The sequence below is a fragment of the Rathayibacter sp. AY1D2 genome, assembly GCF_002932695.1.
Classification (GTDB): domain Bacteria; phylum Actinomycetota; class Actinomycetes; order Actinomycetales; family Microbacteriaceae; genus Rathayibacter.
Genome location: NZ_PSVX01000075.1, coordinates 1 through 15283, shown reverse-complemented (window position 1 = coordinate 15283; position 15283 = coordinate 1). Strand labels below are relative to the sequence as shown.

Genomic DNA, 15283 nt, shown 5'->3' with positions numbered 1-15283 from the left:
ACATCGCCGACGACATCACCGAGGTCCTCTACACCGAGGCCGAGATCCACGAGCGGATCCGCGCCCTGGCCCGCGCCATCGAGCGCGACTACGCGGGTGCGAAGACGAGGGTGGTGCCGCGGCGGGTGGCGAGGACGCCGGGGAGGTCGACGCCCTTCTGGCCGTGCCAGTCGGTGACCAGCGCGGCGACCGCCAGCGTCTGCGAGCGCGAGAGCGCGACTCCGAACTCGTTCGCCACGACCAGGCGGATGATCCGCTGCCGCAGCGCCGGCGGGTCCGCGGCGAGCCCGCGCGCGTCGACCGTGACGTGCCCCGCCTCGTCCTGGCCCACCAGCTCGAGCGCCCAGTCGAGGGCGAGCGCGTCGAGCGCGTCCCCGTCCTCCCGCAGCTGCTCGGCCGTGCGCGCCAGAGCCTGCGCCACTCCCGGCCCCAGCTCGTCCTCCATCACGGGCAGCACGCGGTTCCGCACCCGGACCCGCGAGTAGCGGGGGTCGTCGTTGTGCGGGTCGTCCCACGGCACGAGCCCCTGGTCGGAGCAGGCGAGACGGGTCGTCTCGCGCCGCAGGCCCAGGAGCGGCCGCCTCAGCGGCCCGCTGACCGGCGCCATCCCGTGCAGCGAGGCCGCACCGGCTCCGCGGGCGAGCCCCAGCAGCACCGTCTCGGCCTGGTCGTCGAGGGTGTGGCCCAGGAGGATCGCGGCGGCGCCCGTCGCGGTCAGCGCGTCATCGAAGGCGCGGTAGCGCGCGCTGCGGGCGGCCGCCTCCGGACCGCCCTCGGCGGACACCGTCACCACCTGGCGCAGCACCGGCGCGAGCCCCAGCCCGTGCGCCTGCTCCGCGGCCCGCCGCGCGACCTCCGCCGACGCCTCCTGCAGCCCGTGATCGACGATCACCGCGCCGGCCCGCCTCCCGCCCCGCGGGGCCTCGAAGGCGACCGCCGCCGCGAGCGCGAGCGAGTCCGCTCCCCCGCTCAGCGCGACCAGCACCAGCGCTCCGGGGTCGAGCCCGTCGAGGCTCTCGCGCACCGCCCGCCGCAGATCGGCGACGGCGGGGGTCAGGCGGGGGCGATCGGGCACATCAAGTAACGTAATGCCAGCGATCCGCCCCTCCCGCGCGCGCACCCGCGCGAGCGTTCCGGAGGCCGATCCGTCCGCCGATGCGCCGCTCACGGCGCCACCGACTCAAGGAGAGAGCATGGCCGCATACGACGTCGTCGTCGAGATCCCCAAGGGGAGCCGCAACAAGTACGAGGTCGACCACGAGACCGGTCGCGTCTACCTCGACCGCGTGCTCTTCACCTCCTTCGTCTACCCGACGGACTACGGGTACTTCGAGAACACCCTCGGCCTCGACGGCGACCCCGTCGACGCGCTGGTGCTGCTCGAGTACCCCGTCTTCCCGGGCGTGGGCGTCTCCGTCCGCCCGGTCGGCGTGCTCAACATGAGCGACGAGGCCGGCTCCGACGCGAAGGTGATCGTGGTCCCCGCGAAGGACCCGCGCTGGCAGCACATCCAGGACATCGGCGACGTCCCGGAGCAGACGAAGAACGAGATCAAGCACTTCTTCGAGCGCTACAAGGACCTCGAGCCCGGCAAGTGGGTCAAGGTCGACGCGTGGGGCGACGCCGCCGAGGCGGAGCAGATCGTCCAGGACGGCATCAAGAAGCTGGCCGAAGAGGGTCACTGACCCCTCGCATCAACGAAGGAACCCCCTCCCGTCGTCTCGACAGGAGGGGGTTCTCTCGTTGTGCTGTGCGGCCGCGGCTCAGGCGGCCGGGCGGCCGACCATGCCGGCGGGCGTGCCCCAGGTGTTCCAGATGCGCACGGGCTTGCCGTAGTCGGCGGCCTCGATGATCTGGTTGTTCCCGAGGTAGATGGCCACGTGGTAGTAGTCCCCGCCGCCACCCCAGAAGATCAGGTCGCCGCGCTGGCGCTGGCTGTAGGGGACGAGCTTGCCGGCGCCGGCCATCGTGTTGTACTGGTTCGTCGCCGAGTGGGTGCCGATGTAGATGCCCGAGGACGCGTAGGAGGCCTTGGTGAGGCCCGAGCAGTCCCACTGGTCCGGGCCCATGCCGCCGAGGACGTACTCCTCGCCGAGCTGCGCCATCGCGTACGAGATCGCGTTCTCGACGGCGCCGCTGGTCGGCACCAGGACCGGAGCGGTGACCGGCTGCGGGAGCGGCTGAGCCGCCGGCTGGGCGATCGGCTGAGCAGCGGGCTGGGCCGGAGCCGGAGCCGGAGCCGGAGCCGGCTGCTGCTGCGCGGGCTGCGGAGCGGCGGGCTGCGGGAGGGACGCGGTCTGACGCGACGGGGCGGCGGCGTCGGCCTGCGCCGAGGACTGCTGCTGGGCGGAGCGGGCGGTGGACTGCGCCTGAGCGGCGGCCTCCGCCTCGGCCTGCGCCTGGGCGGCGGCCTCGTCGGCCTGGCGCTTCTGCTCGCCCGCGAGGTACTGGGTCTCGGCCTCGACCGAGGAGTCCTTCAGCAGCGCGAGCTGGGCGACCAGCTCCTGCGACTTCTCCTCCTGCGCCGAGAGCGACGCGCGGGCCGACTCGGCGGCGGCGTCGGCGTCCTTGCGGGCTGCGTCCGCCTCGTCCGAGAGCGCCTGGTGCTCGGTGACGGCGAGGTCGGCCTGGTCGCCGAGCGACTCCGCGTTCTGCTTGTCGGCGAGGGCGTCGGCGTAGACCTTCTGCGACTGCTCCGAGAGCTGCGACATCGCGCCGAGCTGGTAGAGCAGGTCGCCCGCGTCCTTGCCCTTGGCCACGAGGCTGGCGGAGAGGTCGCTTCCGGCGGCGCGAGAGAGGTGCGCGGCCAGCAGGCCGGCGCGCATCTTCGAGGTCTGGGCCTTGGCGGAGGCGGTGGTCGCCTTCTCCTCAAGGTCGACGACGGCCTTCGCTGCGGCGTCGAGCGCCTCCTTGGCCTGGCGCCAGGCCTCGGCCTTCTTCATCGCGGTGATCGACTTCTCGTCGACCGCGGTCTGCAGGCTCGCGATGAGGCCGGTGATCGAGTCGATCTCGGCCTGCTTGCTCGCCTCGTCCTTCTTGGCGTTCTGCACGTCGTCCCACGAGGGGTACTTCGCGTCGTCGGCGAGGGCCGGGGTGATGCCGAGGGACGCGGTGACCGCCGTGACCGCGAAGGCGGCGGAGATGACGAGCGGGAGGCGGCCCTTCCAGGCGCGCTCCCGGGGTGCCGGGGTGAAGGTGCGTGCGGTCGTCTGTGCGTCAGCCAAGGGTGACTCCTCGTTGGGCCATGAAAGGTTGGGCGTCGACGGCGGAGCCGTTGACGCGGGTCTCGAAGTGCAGGTGGCAGCCGGTGGACGCGCCGGTCGAGCCGACGGCGGCGATCTGCTCGCCCGCCTGGACCTGCTGGCCGACGCGGACGTAGATCCCGCCGGACATGATGTGGGCGTAGCCGGTGCTGATGCCGCTGCCGTGGTCGATCAGCACCCAGTTGCCGTAGGTGCCGTTGGGGCCCGCGTAGGAGACGGTGCCGCTGTGCGCCGCGAAGATCGGGATGCCACAGCCGCCCGCGAGGTCGGTGCCGCGGTGGTACGAGCCGGAGGATCCTCCGCCGGTCGAGATGCTGTCGCGCGGGCCGAAAGTGCCGGTGATGCGGCCCCCGGCAGGGCGGACCCAGCCGGAGTCGCTGACGGCGCTGGAGCCGCCGCCGCCCGAGGGGGCGACGTACCCGCCGCCGCCGCCGCCGCTGCCGCCGCTGGACGCGGCCCGGGCGGCCTCGCGGCGCGCGGCTTCGGCCTGGGCGGCGGCCTGACGGGCGGCCTCCTCCTCGGCGAGCTTCCGGAGGCGCTCGGCCTCGCGGGCGGCGACGCCGGCCTCGTACTCGGCCACGGTCTTCGACTCGGTGTCGCGGAGCGCGGCGAGCTGCTGCTCGAGCACGACGCTCTGCTCCTGCTGCTCGGCGAGCGCGGCCTCGGACGCCTCCTGGGCGGCGGTCGCCTCGGCCAGCTTCTGCTCGGCGGCGACGCGGAGGCGCTCGCGCTCCGTCTGCGCCACCTCGGCCTGGTCGGCGAGGGAGGACGCGGTGTTGCGGGCGGTGCTGGCCTGCTCGTAGATCGCGGAGGAGCGCTCGACCAGCTTGGTCATGCTCCCGATCTTCGACAGCAGCTGGTCGGCCTGGCCGGCCTTCTGGTCGAGGAAGATGTTGACGGACAGGTCGGTGCCGGTGCTGCGGTAGAGCTGCGCGGCGAGCAGGCCCGCCTGCTGCGAGGCCTTGTCGGCCTCCTCGGCGCTGGCGGCGGCCCGATCCTCGAGCTTCTTCGACTGGTCCGAGGCCTCGTCGAACGCCTGCTGAGCGGCGAAGTGCTCGTCGCCGCGCTGCTGCGCGAGCTGCTGAGCGGAGGCGACCTCGCTCTGGAGGTCGCCGATCAGGGACGTGATCCGGTCGACCTGAGCGGCCGCGGCGGCGGTGTCGCCCTTCGCCGCCTCGACGTCGGCCCACGACGGGTACTCGACCGCCTGGGCGGGAGTGGTGACGAGCAGGCCGGCGACGAGCGCGACGACGGCGGAGGCCAGGGCAGCACCTCGGAGTCGCCCGAGTCGCGGCGCGCCGGGGAGGCGGGCGGAACGCGGACGGCGCAGGGAGTGGGGCATGGGACCTCGGGGATAGGGGGCCCTCCCTCCGCGGCGGTGCGGCTCCAGCGCGCGGGTGGGGGGAAGAGCGATTCCGCCCCACCCTAACCGCGGCCCTGCCCGATCTCCTAGACCCGGGTCAACCCCGGACGGGGTGCACGCCGCCTGCGGAACCGTCGATTTTGCATCCTGCGCCGCGGCCCCCTATGCTTGCGTGTCGGTAGTCATGGGGGGTCGGCCGCAGGGTCGCCCCGCGAGTCTCCGGCCCCATCGTTTAGTGGCCTAGGACACCGCCCTTTCACGGCGGCAGCACGGGTTCGAATCCCGTTGGGGTCACGGATGGGTCGGTACTACCAGCACCACCAGAAGTACCAGCACCACCGGAAAGTGCGCCGGCTCGAGAGGGTCGGGGCGTGAAAATAGAACAGCCTCGAAGGCAGTATGCTTGTCTTCGCAACGAGGCCCTGTAGCGCAGTTGGTTAGCGTGCCGCCCTGTCACGGCGGAGGTCGCGGGTTCAAGTCCCGTCAGGGTCGCAAAGAGGCCCTTCCGAGAGGAAGGGCCTTTTTCAGGAGATCACCTCTCCAGCGACATCACGTCGCAACGGCTCTGTAGCTCAGTTGGTAGAGCGCACGACTGAAAATCGTGAGGTCACGGGATCGACGCCCGTCGGAGCCACTGGAACCCTCGCCTAGCTTCTACATGGCGGGGGTTTCTTCGTCCCCGGAGGTCCCCGCCGCCGCGATCCGCCGCACATCCCTCCCGTTCCGGCCCGCGCCGAGCAGTGACTGCGGCCCGGATCCCGTCCAGGCGGTCTGCGTAGGCTGGCCCGGCCATGCAACCCGACGCCTTCCCGCCGCCCGATCCCGCGACGCTCGCGCCCGACTCCGCTGCGACGACGTCGTGGCCGGCCGAGCCCCTCCCCTCGGTCCACGCGGCCTACTCCTCCCTCCTCTACCTGCCCGATCCTCGGGTCCGCTGGGGCCTGCCGACCGCCGTGCTCACGATCGTCGGGATCGTCCTGCCGCTGGCCGTGCTCATCCTGCTGTTCGGGTTCGGCGTGCTCCCCTACTCCGCCGGACTCGCCTTCGCGGGGGCGCTCGCGAGCTACCTCGTCGCGCTGATCGTCCCGTTCGCGGCGTCTCGGCTGCGCGGGCTGGGCACGATGGCGGCCGACTTCGGGCTGCGGTTCCGCTGGATCGACGTGCCCATCGGGATCGGGCTCGGCATCGCGGTGCGCGTCGTGATCCTGTTCGTGCTCGCCGCGTTCGCTCCGCTCCTCCAGGACGCGCAGGGGAACCTCGACATCGACCCCGATCCGCTGTGGTTCGTGCTGAGCTCGGTCCTCATCCCCGTCGTCGTCGCGCCGCTGGTCGAGGAGGTCCTCTGCCGCGGCGTCGTGATGCGCGCAGTGCGGAACCGGATGCTCCGGGGCTCCGCGGAGTCGGCGCCGCCCACCCGCGGCCGCCGGGTCTGGGCGATGGTGTTCAGCATCCTGGCGTCCACGGCGGTCTTCGCCCTGTTGCACGGGCACCAGATGGTGAACCCGGCGACGATCGTGACGCTCGGCGTGACCACGGTCACCGCGGGACTCGCGCACGGCTGGATCGCGACGATCACCGGGCGGCTCGGAGCGGCGATCGTCTCGCACGCGACACTGAACGGCTCCGCAGTGCTGCTGCTGGCGCTGCTGCCGGTGCTGACTCCGTAGGGGGATCTCGAGAGGCCCGCTGCGCGGGCTGCTCGATCGGCAGGAGTCGGGGCGGCCCGATCGCGGGCGTGGGGTGGCGCGTCAGACGTCGTAGGTGCGCGCGCCGGGCAGCGGGCCGCGGACCTGGCGGTGGAGGCGCTCCATGTCGGCGTCGAGGGTGGCGGCGGTGCGGGCCGCGTCGGCGAGGCCGTCGAGGAGCTCCTGCGGGACCTGGCGGTCGTACTTGTAGTAGATCTTGTGCTCCAGGCTCGCCCAGAAGTCCATCGCGATGGTCCGGAACTGCACCTCGACGCAGACGTCGACCGATCCGCCGGAGAGGAACACGGGCACCTCGACGATCGCGTGCAGGCTCTTGTAGCCGTTCTCCTTCGGCTCGGCGATGTAGTCCTTCACCTCGAGCACCGTCACGTCGGACTGCGAGGTGAGCAGGTCGAAGACGCGGTAGACGTCCGAGACGAAGCTGCAGGTGATCCGCACGCCGGCGATGTCGGTGATCGCGTCGGCGATGCCCTCGAAGGTCGTCTCGCAGCCCTTGCGCTCGATCTTCTCGATCAGGCTGTCGGCCGACTTGAGCCGGCTCGTGACGTGCTCGATCGGGTTGTACTCCTGCAGCTCGCGGAACTCCTCCTGCAGGATCGACACCTTCGTGACGATCTCGTCCATCCCGAACTTGTACTGGAGCATGAAGCGCGCGAAGTCGTCGCGCAGAGCGCGGATCTCGGCGACGGTGGTGGCGTCGAGCGCTTCGGCGACGGCATCCGTCAGCGGAGGGACGGCGTGCGCGGGTTCGGGGATGCGGGATTCCACAGTCGGACACCCTACGCGCGGAGTCGTTCGAGACCGGTGGGAGGCGCCCGGCCTAGCCTGGGAGCGTGATCACCGAGCCCCGCCCGCTGCGCTTCTGCGCGTTCGTCATGAACACCGCCTCCCACATCCAGCACGGCCTCTGGCGCCACCCCGACGCCCGGCAGCACGAGTTCGACGACGTGCAGCTCTGGATCGACCTCGCCCGGACGCTGGAGCGCGGCCGCTTCGACGCGATGTTCTTCGCCGACGTGGCGGGGCTCTACGGTCCGGCGGACGGCGACTGGGACGTCAACGCCCGCGAGGGGCTGCAGCTGCCCAGCAACGACCCGTCCGTGCTGCTCTCGGCCCTGGCAGTGAGCACCGAGCACCTCGGCTTCGCGTTCACGAGCTCGGTGCTGCAGTCGCATCCGTTCGACTTCGCCCGGAAGGTCTCGACCCTCGACCACCTCTCGAAGGGGCGGATCGCCTGGAACATCGTCACCAGCGCCCTCGACGGCGCGGCCCGCAACTTCGGCTACGACCGGCTCGAGGAGCACGACGAGCGCTACGCCTGGGCGCAGGAGTACCTCGACGTGGTCTACAAGCTGTGGGAGGGCTCGTGGGACGACGGTGCGCTCCTGCGCGACAAGAGCGGCTCCTTCGCCGACCCGGCGCGCATCCACCGCATCGACCACGTCGGGAAGCGCTACCGCGTGCAGGGGCCGCACCTCTCGGCTCCGTCGCCCCAGCGCACGCCCGTGCTCTTCCAGGCCGGCTCCTCCCCCGCGGGACGGCGCTTCGCCGCGCGGAACGCGGAGGCGCAGTTCGTGTTCTCGGGGTCGCCGGAGAAGACCCGCGAGCTGATCGAGGACACGCGGGCCCTCGCCGCGGCGGCCGGTCGCGGAGCGGGAGCACCCTCCTTCTACCTGGGGCTCTCCTTCATCACCGGCGACACGGAGGAGGAGGCGCGCCGCGCCGAGCGCGAGATCGACGAGTACCTCTCCTCCGACGCCTTCCTCGTGCACTCGAACCTCGGCTTCGACCCGGCGACGGGCGAGAAGCTCGACCCCGACCTGCCGCTCTCGGCGATCGAGACCTACGCCGGCCAGAGCCACCTGCAGTGGATCCGCGACGCCTCCCCCGACCGCGAGCCGACCGTCCGCGACCTGGCCCGGCTCTCGGCGAAGCTGCGCGGACGGGTCGTCGGCACTCCCGAGCAGATCGCCGACCACCTGGCGGGCTGGCGCGACGCGGGGATCGACGGGATCAACGTCGTCAACTGGATCCTGCCCGGCAGCTACGAGGAGTTCGTCGACCGGGTGATGCCGGTGCTCCAGGAGCGGGGCCTCGCGCAGACCGAGTACGCCGAGGGGACGCTGCGCCGCAAGCTGTTCGGGACGGACGAGCTGCCGGCGACGCACCCGGCGCGGGCGTACCGTGGGGCGTTCGCGGGCTGAGCCCTCGCGGGCCGGGCTCTGCGCGTCCACTGCCCCTGCACCGGCTGCCCGCCCCGCCCCGCGCACTCCGTCGGGCGGGGGACGCGAGGGCGGGCGCGGCTCCGTAGCGTCGAGGGATGATCCAGACCTGGGGAGTCCTGACCGCGCTGTACGGAGTCGTCGTGACGGCGGTCGCGGTGCTCGCGATCGTGCTGCTGGTGCTGCTGTGCCGCCTGGTGCTCGCCGCGCGCGAGAACCTGCAGGCCTCGACGCGGCTGCGCGAGCTGCAGATCGAGCGGATGCTTCTCGAGGACGAGTAGCGGACGCGCGTCGCCGGCCGCGACCAGGTCTCCTCAGCGAGGAGCACTCGCGGCCGACGACGCGCGGTCCGGTCAGGGCAGAGCGGGTCGCGCCTCCGGGCGGGGCGCCCGCGGGATGAGCAGGCCGAGGGCGACGGCGACCAGCGCTCCGATCGCGCCGATCACGAACGTGGTCTCGAAGCCCTGCGAGCTCGGCAGCTGCACGTCGCCGACGGACACGGTCAGCTGCGCGAGCACGCCCGCGGTCACGGCGGAGGAGAGCGTCGTGCCGAGGGTGCGCATCAGCGAGTTCAGCCCGTTCGCGGCGGCGGTCTCCGAGGCGGGGACGGCGTGCATGATGAGCGTCGGCATCGCGGCGTAGGCGAGGCCCAGCCCGACGCCGATGAGGGCGTTGATCACCAGGATCTGCCACACCTCGCCGCCGAACGGGAGGATCAGCAGGTACGAGACCGCGATCAGCCCGGAGCCGGCGATCAGCACGAGCCGCGGCCCGGACTGCGCCGAGAGGCGGGCGGCGAGCGGGGACGTCGCCATCATCGCCAGGCCCGAGGGCGCGAGCACGAGGCTCGCCACGATCAGGCTCAGGCCGAAGCCGACGCCGGACGCGGTCGGCAGCTCGAGGCGCTGCGGCAGCGTGATCTGGGCGCCGAAGAACGCGAAGCCGACCGCCACCGAGGCGAGGTTGGTGAAGAGGACGGCGGGGCGGGCGGCCACCCGGAGGTCGACGAGCGGGCTCTCCTGCCGCAGCTCGTACCAGCCCCAGAGGAGCAGGACGGCGATGCCGCCGAGGCCGGAGCCGAGGATCGCGGGGCTCGTCCAGCCGGAGTCGTTGCCGCGCGAGACGGCGATCAGCACGCCGCTCAGTCCGAGGGCGAGGCCGATCGTGCCGACCACGTCGAAGGTGCCGGCCGAGCGCAGCGTCGACACCGGCACGACCAGGAGGACGAGGACGATGTCGAGGACGCCGAGGCCTGCGGACATCCAGAACAGGACGTGCCAGTCGGTGTTCTGCGCGATGAGGGCGCTGAGCGGCAGGCCGAGCGCGCCGCCGATGCCGAGGGTCGCGCTGACCAGGGCGATCGCGCCGGGGAGCCGGTCGCGGTGGAGGGTGTCGCGGAGGATCGAGATGCCGAGCGGGATGACGCCCATCACCGCGCCCTGGAGGGCCCGGCCCACGACCAGCGTCCACACGTCCCCCGCGAAGGCGCACACGATCGAGCCGATCACGAGCACGACCAGCGCGGCCACAGCCATCCGCCGCTTGCCGTAGAGGTCGCCGAGGCGGCCCGAGACCGGGGTGAGGATGCAGGCGCTCAGCAGCGTCGCGGTGATCACCCACGCGGTCTCGGTGCGGTCGGCGCCGAGCAGCGTCGGCAGCTCGGACTGGATCGGGACGACCAGCGTCTGCATGAAGGAGGCGCTCATGCCCGCGAAGGCGAGGACGGCGGTGATGAGGCGCGGGTTCGGCGAGCGGGTCAGGGAGCGTCTGTCGGAGTCGGGCACGGATGTCCTTCGTGTCGGCGGCGGACGCGCACCCGGACCGCGGCGGCGGGCGGGCCGTCGTCGGCGGGATCGTATCGCTCGGCTCTGCTTTCGACCGGCTCGGGGCTCAACAGCGCGGGCCGCCGCTTTGTTCCCTCCTCCTCCTTCCCGCGCGCGTCGGGCAGGACGAGGATGGGCGGATGATCGACATCGAGAGCTGGATCACCGGCTACGAGAAGGCCTGGGCCACGGACGACGCGGCCGATGTGGCCGCACTGTTCACCGAGGACGCCGAGTACTTCACGGCGCCGCACCGCGACGCGATCACTCCGCGCGACGCGATCGTGGAGTGGTGGCTGGCGGAGGAGGAGCCCGCCGACCCGACCTTCGCGTGGGGCCTGGTCGCGCTGACGGAGGAGACCGCCGTGGTGGAGGCGCGCACCGTCTACCCGGGCGACCGCACCTACCTGAACCTCTGGGTCATCCGCTTCGCCCCCGACGGGCGGGCGCGCTCGTTCACCGAGTGGTACATGGAGGAGCCGGCCGACTCCGTGTCCTGACCCGCGCGGGTCCCCAGGGAGTGGCGAGGAGCCCTCAGCGGCGCCCGGTCAGAGCTGCGCGGCCGCGAAGGTGTCGCAGCTGGTGGCGTCACCCTCGAAGCCGGCCTGGAACCAGCGCTGGCGCTGCTCGGCCGAGCCGTGCGTCCACCCCTCCGGATCGACGGTGCCGGTGGCCTGCTCCTGGATGCGGTCGTCGCCGACGGCGGCCGCGGCGCCGAGCGCGTCCTGGTACTCCTGCGCCGTGACCGGCTTGAGGTAGGGCGTGCCGGTCTCGTCGGGCACCGTCGAGGCGTCGCCCACCCAGGCTCCGGCGAAGCAGTCGGCCTGCAGCTCGAGGCGCACCGAGTCCGACTCGGGGCCGGTGCCGGAGCGGTCCGCCGACTCCATCGCGCCGGTCAGGTTCTGGATGTGGTGGCCCCACTCGTGGGCGAGGATGTACATCTGCGCGAGCGATCCGCCCGAGGTGTCGAACCGGGTGCGCAGCTCGTCGAAGAAGTCGGTGTCGAGGTAGATCGTCCGGTCCGGCGGGCAGTAGAACGGGCCGACCGCGGCGGTCGCGCTCCCGCAGCCGGTGGTGGTGCTGTCCTCGAACAGGTCGACGCCGGTCGGGGTCGTGTAGGCGACTCCGAGGGTGGGCGTCTGCTCGCCCCAGTAGCGGTCGAGCGACTCGGCCGCACCCTCGAGGCGGCAGTCGACCTGCGTGTTCGCGTCGGCGCCGCTGTCGCAGGCCACCGCGGTGGAGGTGACGCCCTCCGGCGAGGACCCGCCTCCGCCGAACACCTCGCCGAGGCCCGAGAGGTTCACGCCGAGCAGCTGCGAGAGCAGCGCGAGCACGACCACGCCCACCGCACCCCCGCCGACGGCGATGCCGGTGGTGCGGCCGCGACGGCGGACCTTGCCGCCGCTGAGCTGGGAGTCGTCGTTGAAGGTCATGCCGACGAAGCTAGCGCTCCGCGGACGGGCTCCGCTCGGGCTTGCGGTCAGCCCCAGCGCGACTCGCTGGCCGAGCGGATGATCTCGAGCAGCGCCTCGCGCAGGGGGCCGTGCTCGAGCGAGCCCGGGAACATGTCGACCTCGAGGCGGTGCGCCCGGCGCCAGGCCTCGCCGCCCGCGTCGGTGAGCGCGACGAGCTGCCGGCGGCGGTCCGACGGATCCGTGGTGCGCGAGACGTGGCCCTCGCGCTCGAGGCGCTCGATGGTGCGCGACATGGTCTGCACCTCGACGTGGGCCGCGGCGGCCAGCTCCTTCTGCGCGACGGGACCCGCCTGCAGGAGGTGCAGCACGATCAGGCCGGCGTGGGTGAGGCCGATCTCGGCGAGGGCGCCGTGCCAGGCGTGCTCGACCATCCGGGAGGCGGTGGAGAGCAGCCGGCCGGTGGGCCAGTCCTCCATCCCGGAGGCGTCGTCCGCGCGCATCTGATCAGGGTAGACCCGCTCCCGGGACACGACGGCACCGGGCGCGGGACGCTCAGGCACGGGCGCCCGGGCATCCCGGCCGCGAGGCGCGGACCGCCCCGCCCGTCAGGACGCGAAGCGGTCCGTCGCCTCGATCAGCGCGTCGAGGATCCCCGGCTCGTCGAAGGCGTGGCCCGCGTCGGCGATCATCCGGAAGTCGGCCTCGGGCCAGGCCCGGTGCAGGTCCCAGGCCGTGAAGGCCGGGGTGCACATGTCGTAGCGGCCCTGCACGATGACGGCCGGGATGTCGCGGAGGACGCCGGCGTCGCGGATCAGCTGCCCCTCCTCCAGCCAGCCCCTGTGCACGAAGAAGTGGTTCTCGATGCGGGCGAAGGCGAGCGCGAAGACGGGATCGGACCAGTCCGCGATCAGCTCCGGCTTCTGCAGGAGGGTGATGGTCGACGCCTCCCAGGTGGTCCAGGCGACACCGGCGGGGCCGTGCACGGCGGGGTCCGCGTCGTGGAGCAGGCGGTAGTACGCCTCGATGAGGCTGCCCCGCTCGCCGGCCGGGACGACGGAGGTGTAGCCCTCCCAGAGGTCCGGGTAGACCGCGGCGGCGCCGCCCTCGTAGAACCACTCGAGCTCGGCGCGGCGGAGGGTGAAGATCCCGCGGAGGACGATCTCGCTGACCCGCTCGGGGTGGGTCTCGGCGTAGGCGAGGGCGAGGGTCGAGCCCCAGGAGCCGCCGAGCACGAGCCAGCGCTCGACGCCGAGGTGCTCGCGGAGGCGCTCGATGTCGGCGACCAGGTACCAGGTGGTGTTGGTCGAGAGGTCGGCCTCCGGCTCGCCGGCGTGCGGGGTCGAGCGGCCGCACATGCGCTGGTCGAACAGCACGATGCGGTACTTCTCGGGGTCGAACAGCCGGCGGTGGGCGGGCGAGGTGCCGGCTCCGGGGCCGCCGTGCAGGAACACGACGGGCTTGCCCTCGGGGTTGCCCGAGACCTCCCAGTAGAGCGAGTGGCCGTCGCCGACGTCGAGCATGCCGGAGTCGTGGGGCTCGATCTCGGGGTACAGAGTGCGCATGGCCCGCACCCTACCGACTGTCAGGGTCGCGGTCCGCGAGGCGGGCGGCCCGGCACCGGAGAGGGCGGGAGCGCCCGCGTCCACCCGGCGCACCCGCATCCCGCGGTCGTTACTGTGGAGCGGACCTGCACGCCCCCGTCGAAGGAGCCCCCATGCCCACCACTGTGCGCGGCGTCATCGCCCGGTCGAAGGGCGCTCCCGTGGAGCTCGTCGACATCGTCGTCCCCGACCCGGGCCCGGGCGAGGCCGTGGTCGACATCGAGACCTGCGGTGTCTGCCACACCGACTTCCACTACCGCGAGGGCGGGATCAGCGACGACTTCCCCTTCCTCCTCGGTCACGAGGCGGCCGGACGGGTCAGCGCGGTCGGAGAGGGAGTCACCCATGTCGCGGTCGGCGACTTCGTGGTCCTCAACTGGCGCGCGGTCTGCGGCGAGTGCCGGGCCTGCACCCGGGCCGAGCCCTGGTACTGCTTCGACACCTTCAACGCGACGCAGCGGATGACCCTGGAGGACGGCACCGAGCTCAGCCCCGCCCTCGGGATCGGCGCCTTCGCCGAGAAGACCCTCGTGCACGCGAAGCAGTGCACGAAGGTCGATCCGGAGGCGGACCCCGCCGCGGTGGGCCTGCTCGGCTGCGGGATCATGGCCGGCCTCGGTGCGGCGATGAACACCGGGAACGTGACGCGCGGCGACTCCGTCGCGGTCATCGGCTGCGGAGGAGTCGGCACGGCCGCCGTGGTCGGCGCCGCTCTCGCGGGCGCCGGCACGGTCATCGCGATCGACCGGGACCCCAAGAAGCTGGTCGCGGCCGAGAAGCTCGGCGCCACGCACGTCATCGACTCCAGCGGCCTCGACGAGGCGGGCGTCGTCGCCGCCGTGCAGGCCCTGACGAACGGCTTCGGAGCGGACGTCGTCATCGACGCCGTGGGCCGCCCCGAGACCTGGCGCCAGGCGTTCTACGCCCGCGATCTCGCCGGGACCGTGGTGCTGGTCGGGGTGCCGACTCCCGAGATGACGCTCGAGATCCCCCTGCTCGACGTCTTCGGCCGCGGCGGCTCGCTGAAGTCGAGCTGGTACGGCGACTGCCTGCCGGAGAGGGACTTCCCGATGCTGACCGGCCTCTACCTCCAGGGCCGCCTGCCCCTGGACGAGTTCGTGAGCGAGCGGATCGGGATCGAGGACATCGAGGAGGCCTTCGCCACGATGGCCGGCGGCGACGTGCTCCGCTCGGTGGTGGTGCTCTGATGGGCGCGCGGATCGAGCAGCTCGTCACGAGCGGCACCTTCAGCCTCGACGGCGGCACCTGGGACGTCGACAACAACGTCTGGATCGTCGGCGACGACTCCGAGTGCGTCGTCATCGACGCGGCCCACGACGCGGACGCGATCCTCGCGGCCGTCGGCGAGCGCCGGCTCCTCGCCGTACTGCTGACCCACGGGCACGACGACCACCTCGACGCGGTCGAGGGAGTCCGCGCTGCGACCGGCGCCCCGGTGCTGCTCCACGAGGCCGACCGGATGCTGTGGGACGCCGTGCACCCCGGCACGGCCCCGAGCGGCGGTCTGGTCGACGGGCGGATCGTGCCCGTCGCCGGCGTCGAGCTCGAGGTGCGGCACACCCCGGGCCACACCCCCGGCGCCGTCTGCTTCGTCGCCGAGGCGCTCGGCACGGTGTTCACCGGCGACACCCTCTTCCAGGGCGGGCCGGGGGCCACCGGCCGCTCGTACAGCGACTTCCCGACGATCATCGACTCGATCACGGAGCGCCTGCTGACGCTGCCCGCCGCGACGGTCGTCCGGACCGGCCACGGCGACTCGACCACGATCGGAGCGGAGGCGCCGCACCGCGAGGAGTGGATCGCGCGCGGGCACTGACCGGGCGGGGCGGCGCCGGCGGCGAGGGCGATCGTCGCGGATGCGGCGAGGGT

At 72.6% G+C, this 15283-nt stretch carries 15 protein-coding genes and 3 tRNA genes; 10 read left to right on the top strand and 8 right to left on the bottom strand.

Annotated features, from left to right (window positions below; genetic code table 11):
• Positions 1 to 88: 88 nt before the first annotated feature.
• Complete coding sequence (tilS, locus tag C5D04_RS15790; RefSeq protein ID WP_104347993.1) at positions 89 to 1075, bottom strand: tRNA lysidine(34) synthetase TilS; 987 nt, start codon at positions 1073 to 1075, stop codon at positions 89 to 91.
• Positions 1076 to 1193: 118 nt separating this feature from the next.
• Here tilS and ppa point away from each other — a divergent pair, with 118 nt between their 5' ends.
• On the top strand, positions 1194 to 1685 hold the full coding sequence (gene ppa / locus C5D04_RS15785) for an inorganic diphosphatase (RefSeq protein WP_068255683.1): 492 nt from the start codon (positions 1194 to 1196) through the stop codon (positions 1683 to 1685).
• 78 nt (positions 1686 to 1763) lie between these two features.
• On the opposite strand, the gene C5D04_RS15780 is transcribed toward ppa, so the two are convergent.
• Together C5D04_RS15780 and C5D04_RS15775 are read right to left on the bottom strand one after the other, a co-directional pair.
• The gene (locus C5D04_RS15780; protein WP_104347992.1) at positions 1764 to 3224 is read right to left on the bottom strand and encodes an NlpC/P60 family protein; all 1461 of its coding nucleotides are present in this window, start codon (positions 3222 to 3224) and stop codon (positions 1764 to 1766) included.
• The gene (locus tag C5D04_RS15775; RefSeq protein WP_104347991.1) at positions 3217 to 4605 is read right to left on the bottom strand and encodes a peptidoglycan DD-metalloendopeptidase family protein; all 1389 of its coding nucleotides are present in this window, start codon (positions 4603 to 4605) and stop codon (positions 3217 to 3219) included. The genes C5D04_RS15780 and C5D04_RS15775 overlap by 8 nt, the downstream gene beginning before the upstream one ends.
• Before the next feature lie 242 nt (positions 4606 to 4847).
• Here C5D04_RS15775 and C5D04_RS15770 point away from each other — a divergent pair.
• From C5D04_RS15770 to C5D04_RS15755, 4 genes are all read left to right on the top strand, one after another.
• Positions 4848 to 4920: transfer RNA gene (locus tag C5D04_RS15770), tRNA-Glu, on the top strand.
• Between the two features lie 124 nt (positions 4921 to 5044).
• A tRNA-Asp gene (locus C5D04_RS15765) sits at positions 5045 to 5118 on the top strand.
• Between the two features lie 69 nt (positions 5119 to 5187).
• Positions 5188 to 5260 (top strand) — tRNA-Phe (locus tag C5D04_RS15760).
• Between the two features lie 157 nt (positions 5261 to 5417).
• Positions 5418 to 6293 (top strand): CPBP family intramembrane glutamic endopeptidase, encoded by an 876-nt coding sequence (locus tag C5D04_RS15755; RefSeq protein ID WP_104347990.1) that lies wholly within the window; start codon positions 5418 to 5420, stop codon positions 6291 to 6293.
• Between the two features lie 81 nt (positions 6294 to 6374).
• On the opposite strand, the gene C5D04_RS15750 is transcribed toward C5D04_RS15755, so the two are convergent.
• Positions 6375 to 6977, bottom strand: coding sequence for a GTP pyrophosphokinase family protein (locus C5D04_RS15750; protein WP_104234325.1), 603 nt, complete (start codon positions 6975 to 6977; stop codon positions 6375 to 6377).
• Positions 6978 to 7207: 230 nt separating this feature from the next.
• Here C5D04_RS15750 and C5D04_RS15745 point away from each other — a divergent pair, with 230 nt between their 5' ends.
• Together C5D04_RS15745 and C5D04_RS15740 are read left to right on the top strand one after the other, a co-directional pair.
• Positions 7208 to 8536, top strand: coding sequence for an NtaA/DmoA family FMN-dependent monooxygenase (locus tag C5D04_RS15745; protein WP_374953130.1), 1329 nt, complete (start codon positions 7208 to 7210; stop codon positions 8534 to 8536).
• Between the two features lie 116 nt (positions 8537 to 8652).
• Positions 8653 to 8835: a hypothetical protein gene (locus C5D04_RS15740; RefSeq protein ID WP_104224402.1), complete on the top strand. Its 183-nt coding sequence runs from the start codon at positions 8653 to 8655 to the stop codon at positions 8833 to 8835.
• Positions 8836 to 8907: 72 nt separating this feature from the next.
• Here the strand turns inward: C5D04_RS15740 and C5D04_RS15735 are convergent, their stop codons facing one another.
• A complete protein-coding gene (locus C5D04_RS15735; protein ID WP_258068940.1) occupies positions 8908 to 10338 on the bottom strand; it encodes an MFS transporter in 1431 nt (476 codons plus the stop codon).
• A gap of 179 nt (positions 10339 to 10517) precedes the next feature.
• On the opposite strand from C5D04_RS15735, the gene C5D04_RS15730 reads away from it, so the two are divergent.
• Positions 10518 to 10877 (top strand): nuclear transport factor 2 family protein, encoded by a 360-nt coding sequence (locus C5D04_RS15730; RefSeq protein ID WP_104249695.1) that lies wholly within the window; start codon positions 10518 to 10520, stop codon positions 10875 to 10877.
• A gap of 48 nt (positions 10878 to 10925) precedes the next feature.
• On the opposite strand, the gene C5D04_RS15725 is transcribed toward C5D04_RS15730, so the two are convergent.
• From C5D04_RS15725 to pip, 3 genes are all read right to left on the bottom strand, one after another.
• A complete protein-coding gene (locus C5D04_RS15725) occupies positions 10926 to 11810 on the bottom strand; it encodes a neutral zinc metallopeptidase (RefSeq protein ID WP_104224400.1) in 885 nt (294 codons plus the stop codon).
• Positions 11811 to 11857: 47 nt separating this feature from the next.
• Positions 11858 to 12292, bottom strand: a complete 435-nt coding sequence (locus tag C5D04_RS15720; RefSeq protein ID WP_104224399.1) for a MarR family winged helix-turn-helix transcriptional regulator — start codon at positions 12290 to 12292, stop codon at positions 11858 to 11860.
• 105 nt (positions 12293 to 12397) lie between these two features.
• Positions 12398 to 13354, bottom strand: a complete 957-nt coding sequence (gene pip / locus C5D04_RS15715; RefSeq protein WP_104226020.1) for a prolyl aminopeptidase — start codon at positions 13352 to 13354, stop codon at positions 12398 to 12400.
• Between the two features lie 152 nt (positions 13355 to 13506).
• On the opposite strand from pip, the gene C5D04_RS15710 reads away from it, so the two are divergent.
• Positions 13507 to 14601: an S-(hydroxymethyl)mycothiol dehydrogenase gene (locus C5D04_RS15710; RefSeq protein WP_104338398.1), complete on the top strand. Its 1095-nt coding sequence runs from the start codon at positions 13507 to 13509 to the stop codon at positions 14599 to 14601.
• Positions 14601 to 15230 (top strand): MBL fold metallo-hydrolase, encoded by a 630-nt coding sequence (locus C5D04_RS15705; RefSeq protein WP_104262335.1) that lies wholly within the window; start codon positions 14601 to 14603, stop codon positions 15228 to 15230. The genes C5D04_RS15710 and C5D04_RS15705 overlap by 1 nt, the downstream gene beginning before the upstream one ends.
• Positions 15231 to 15283: the final 53 nt, after the last annotated feature.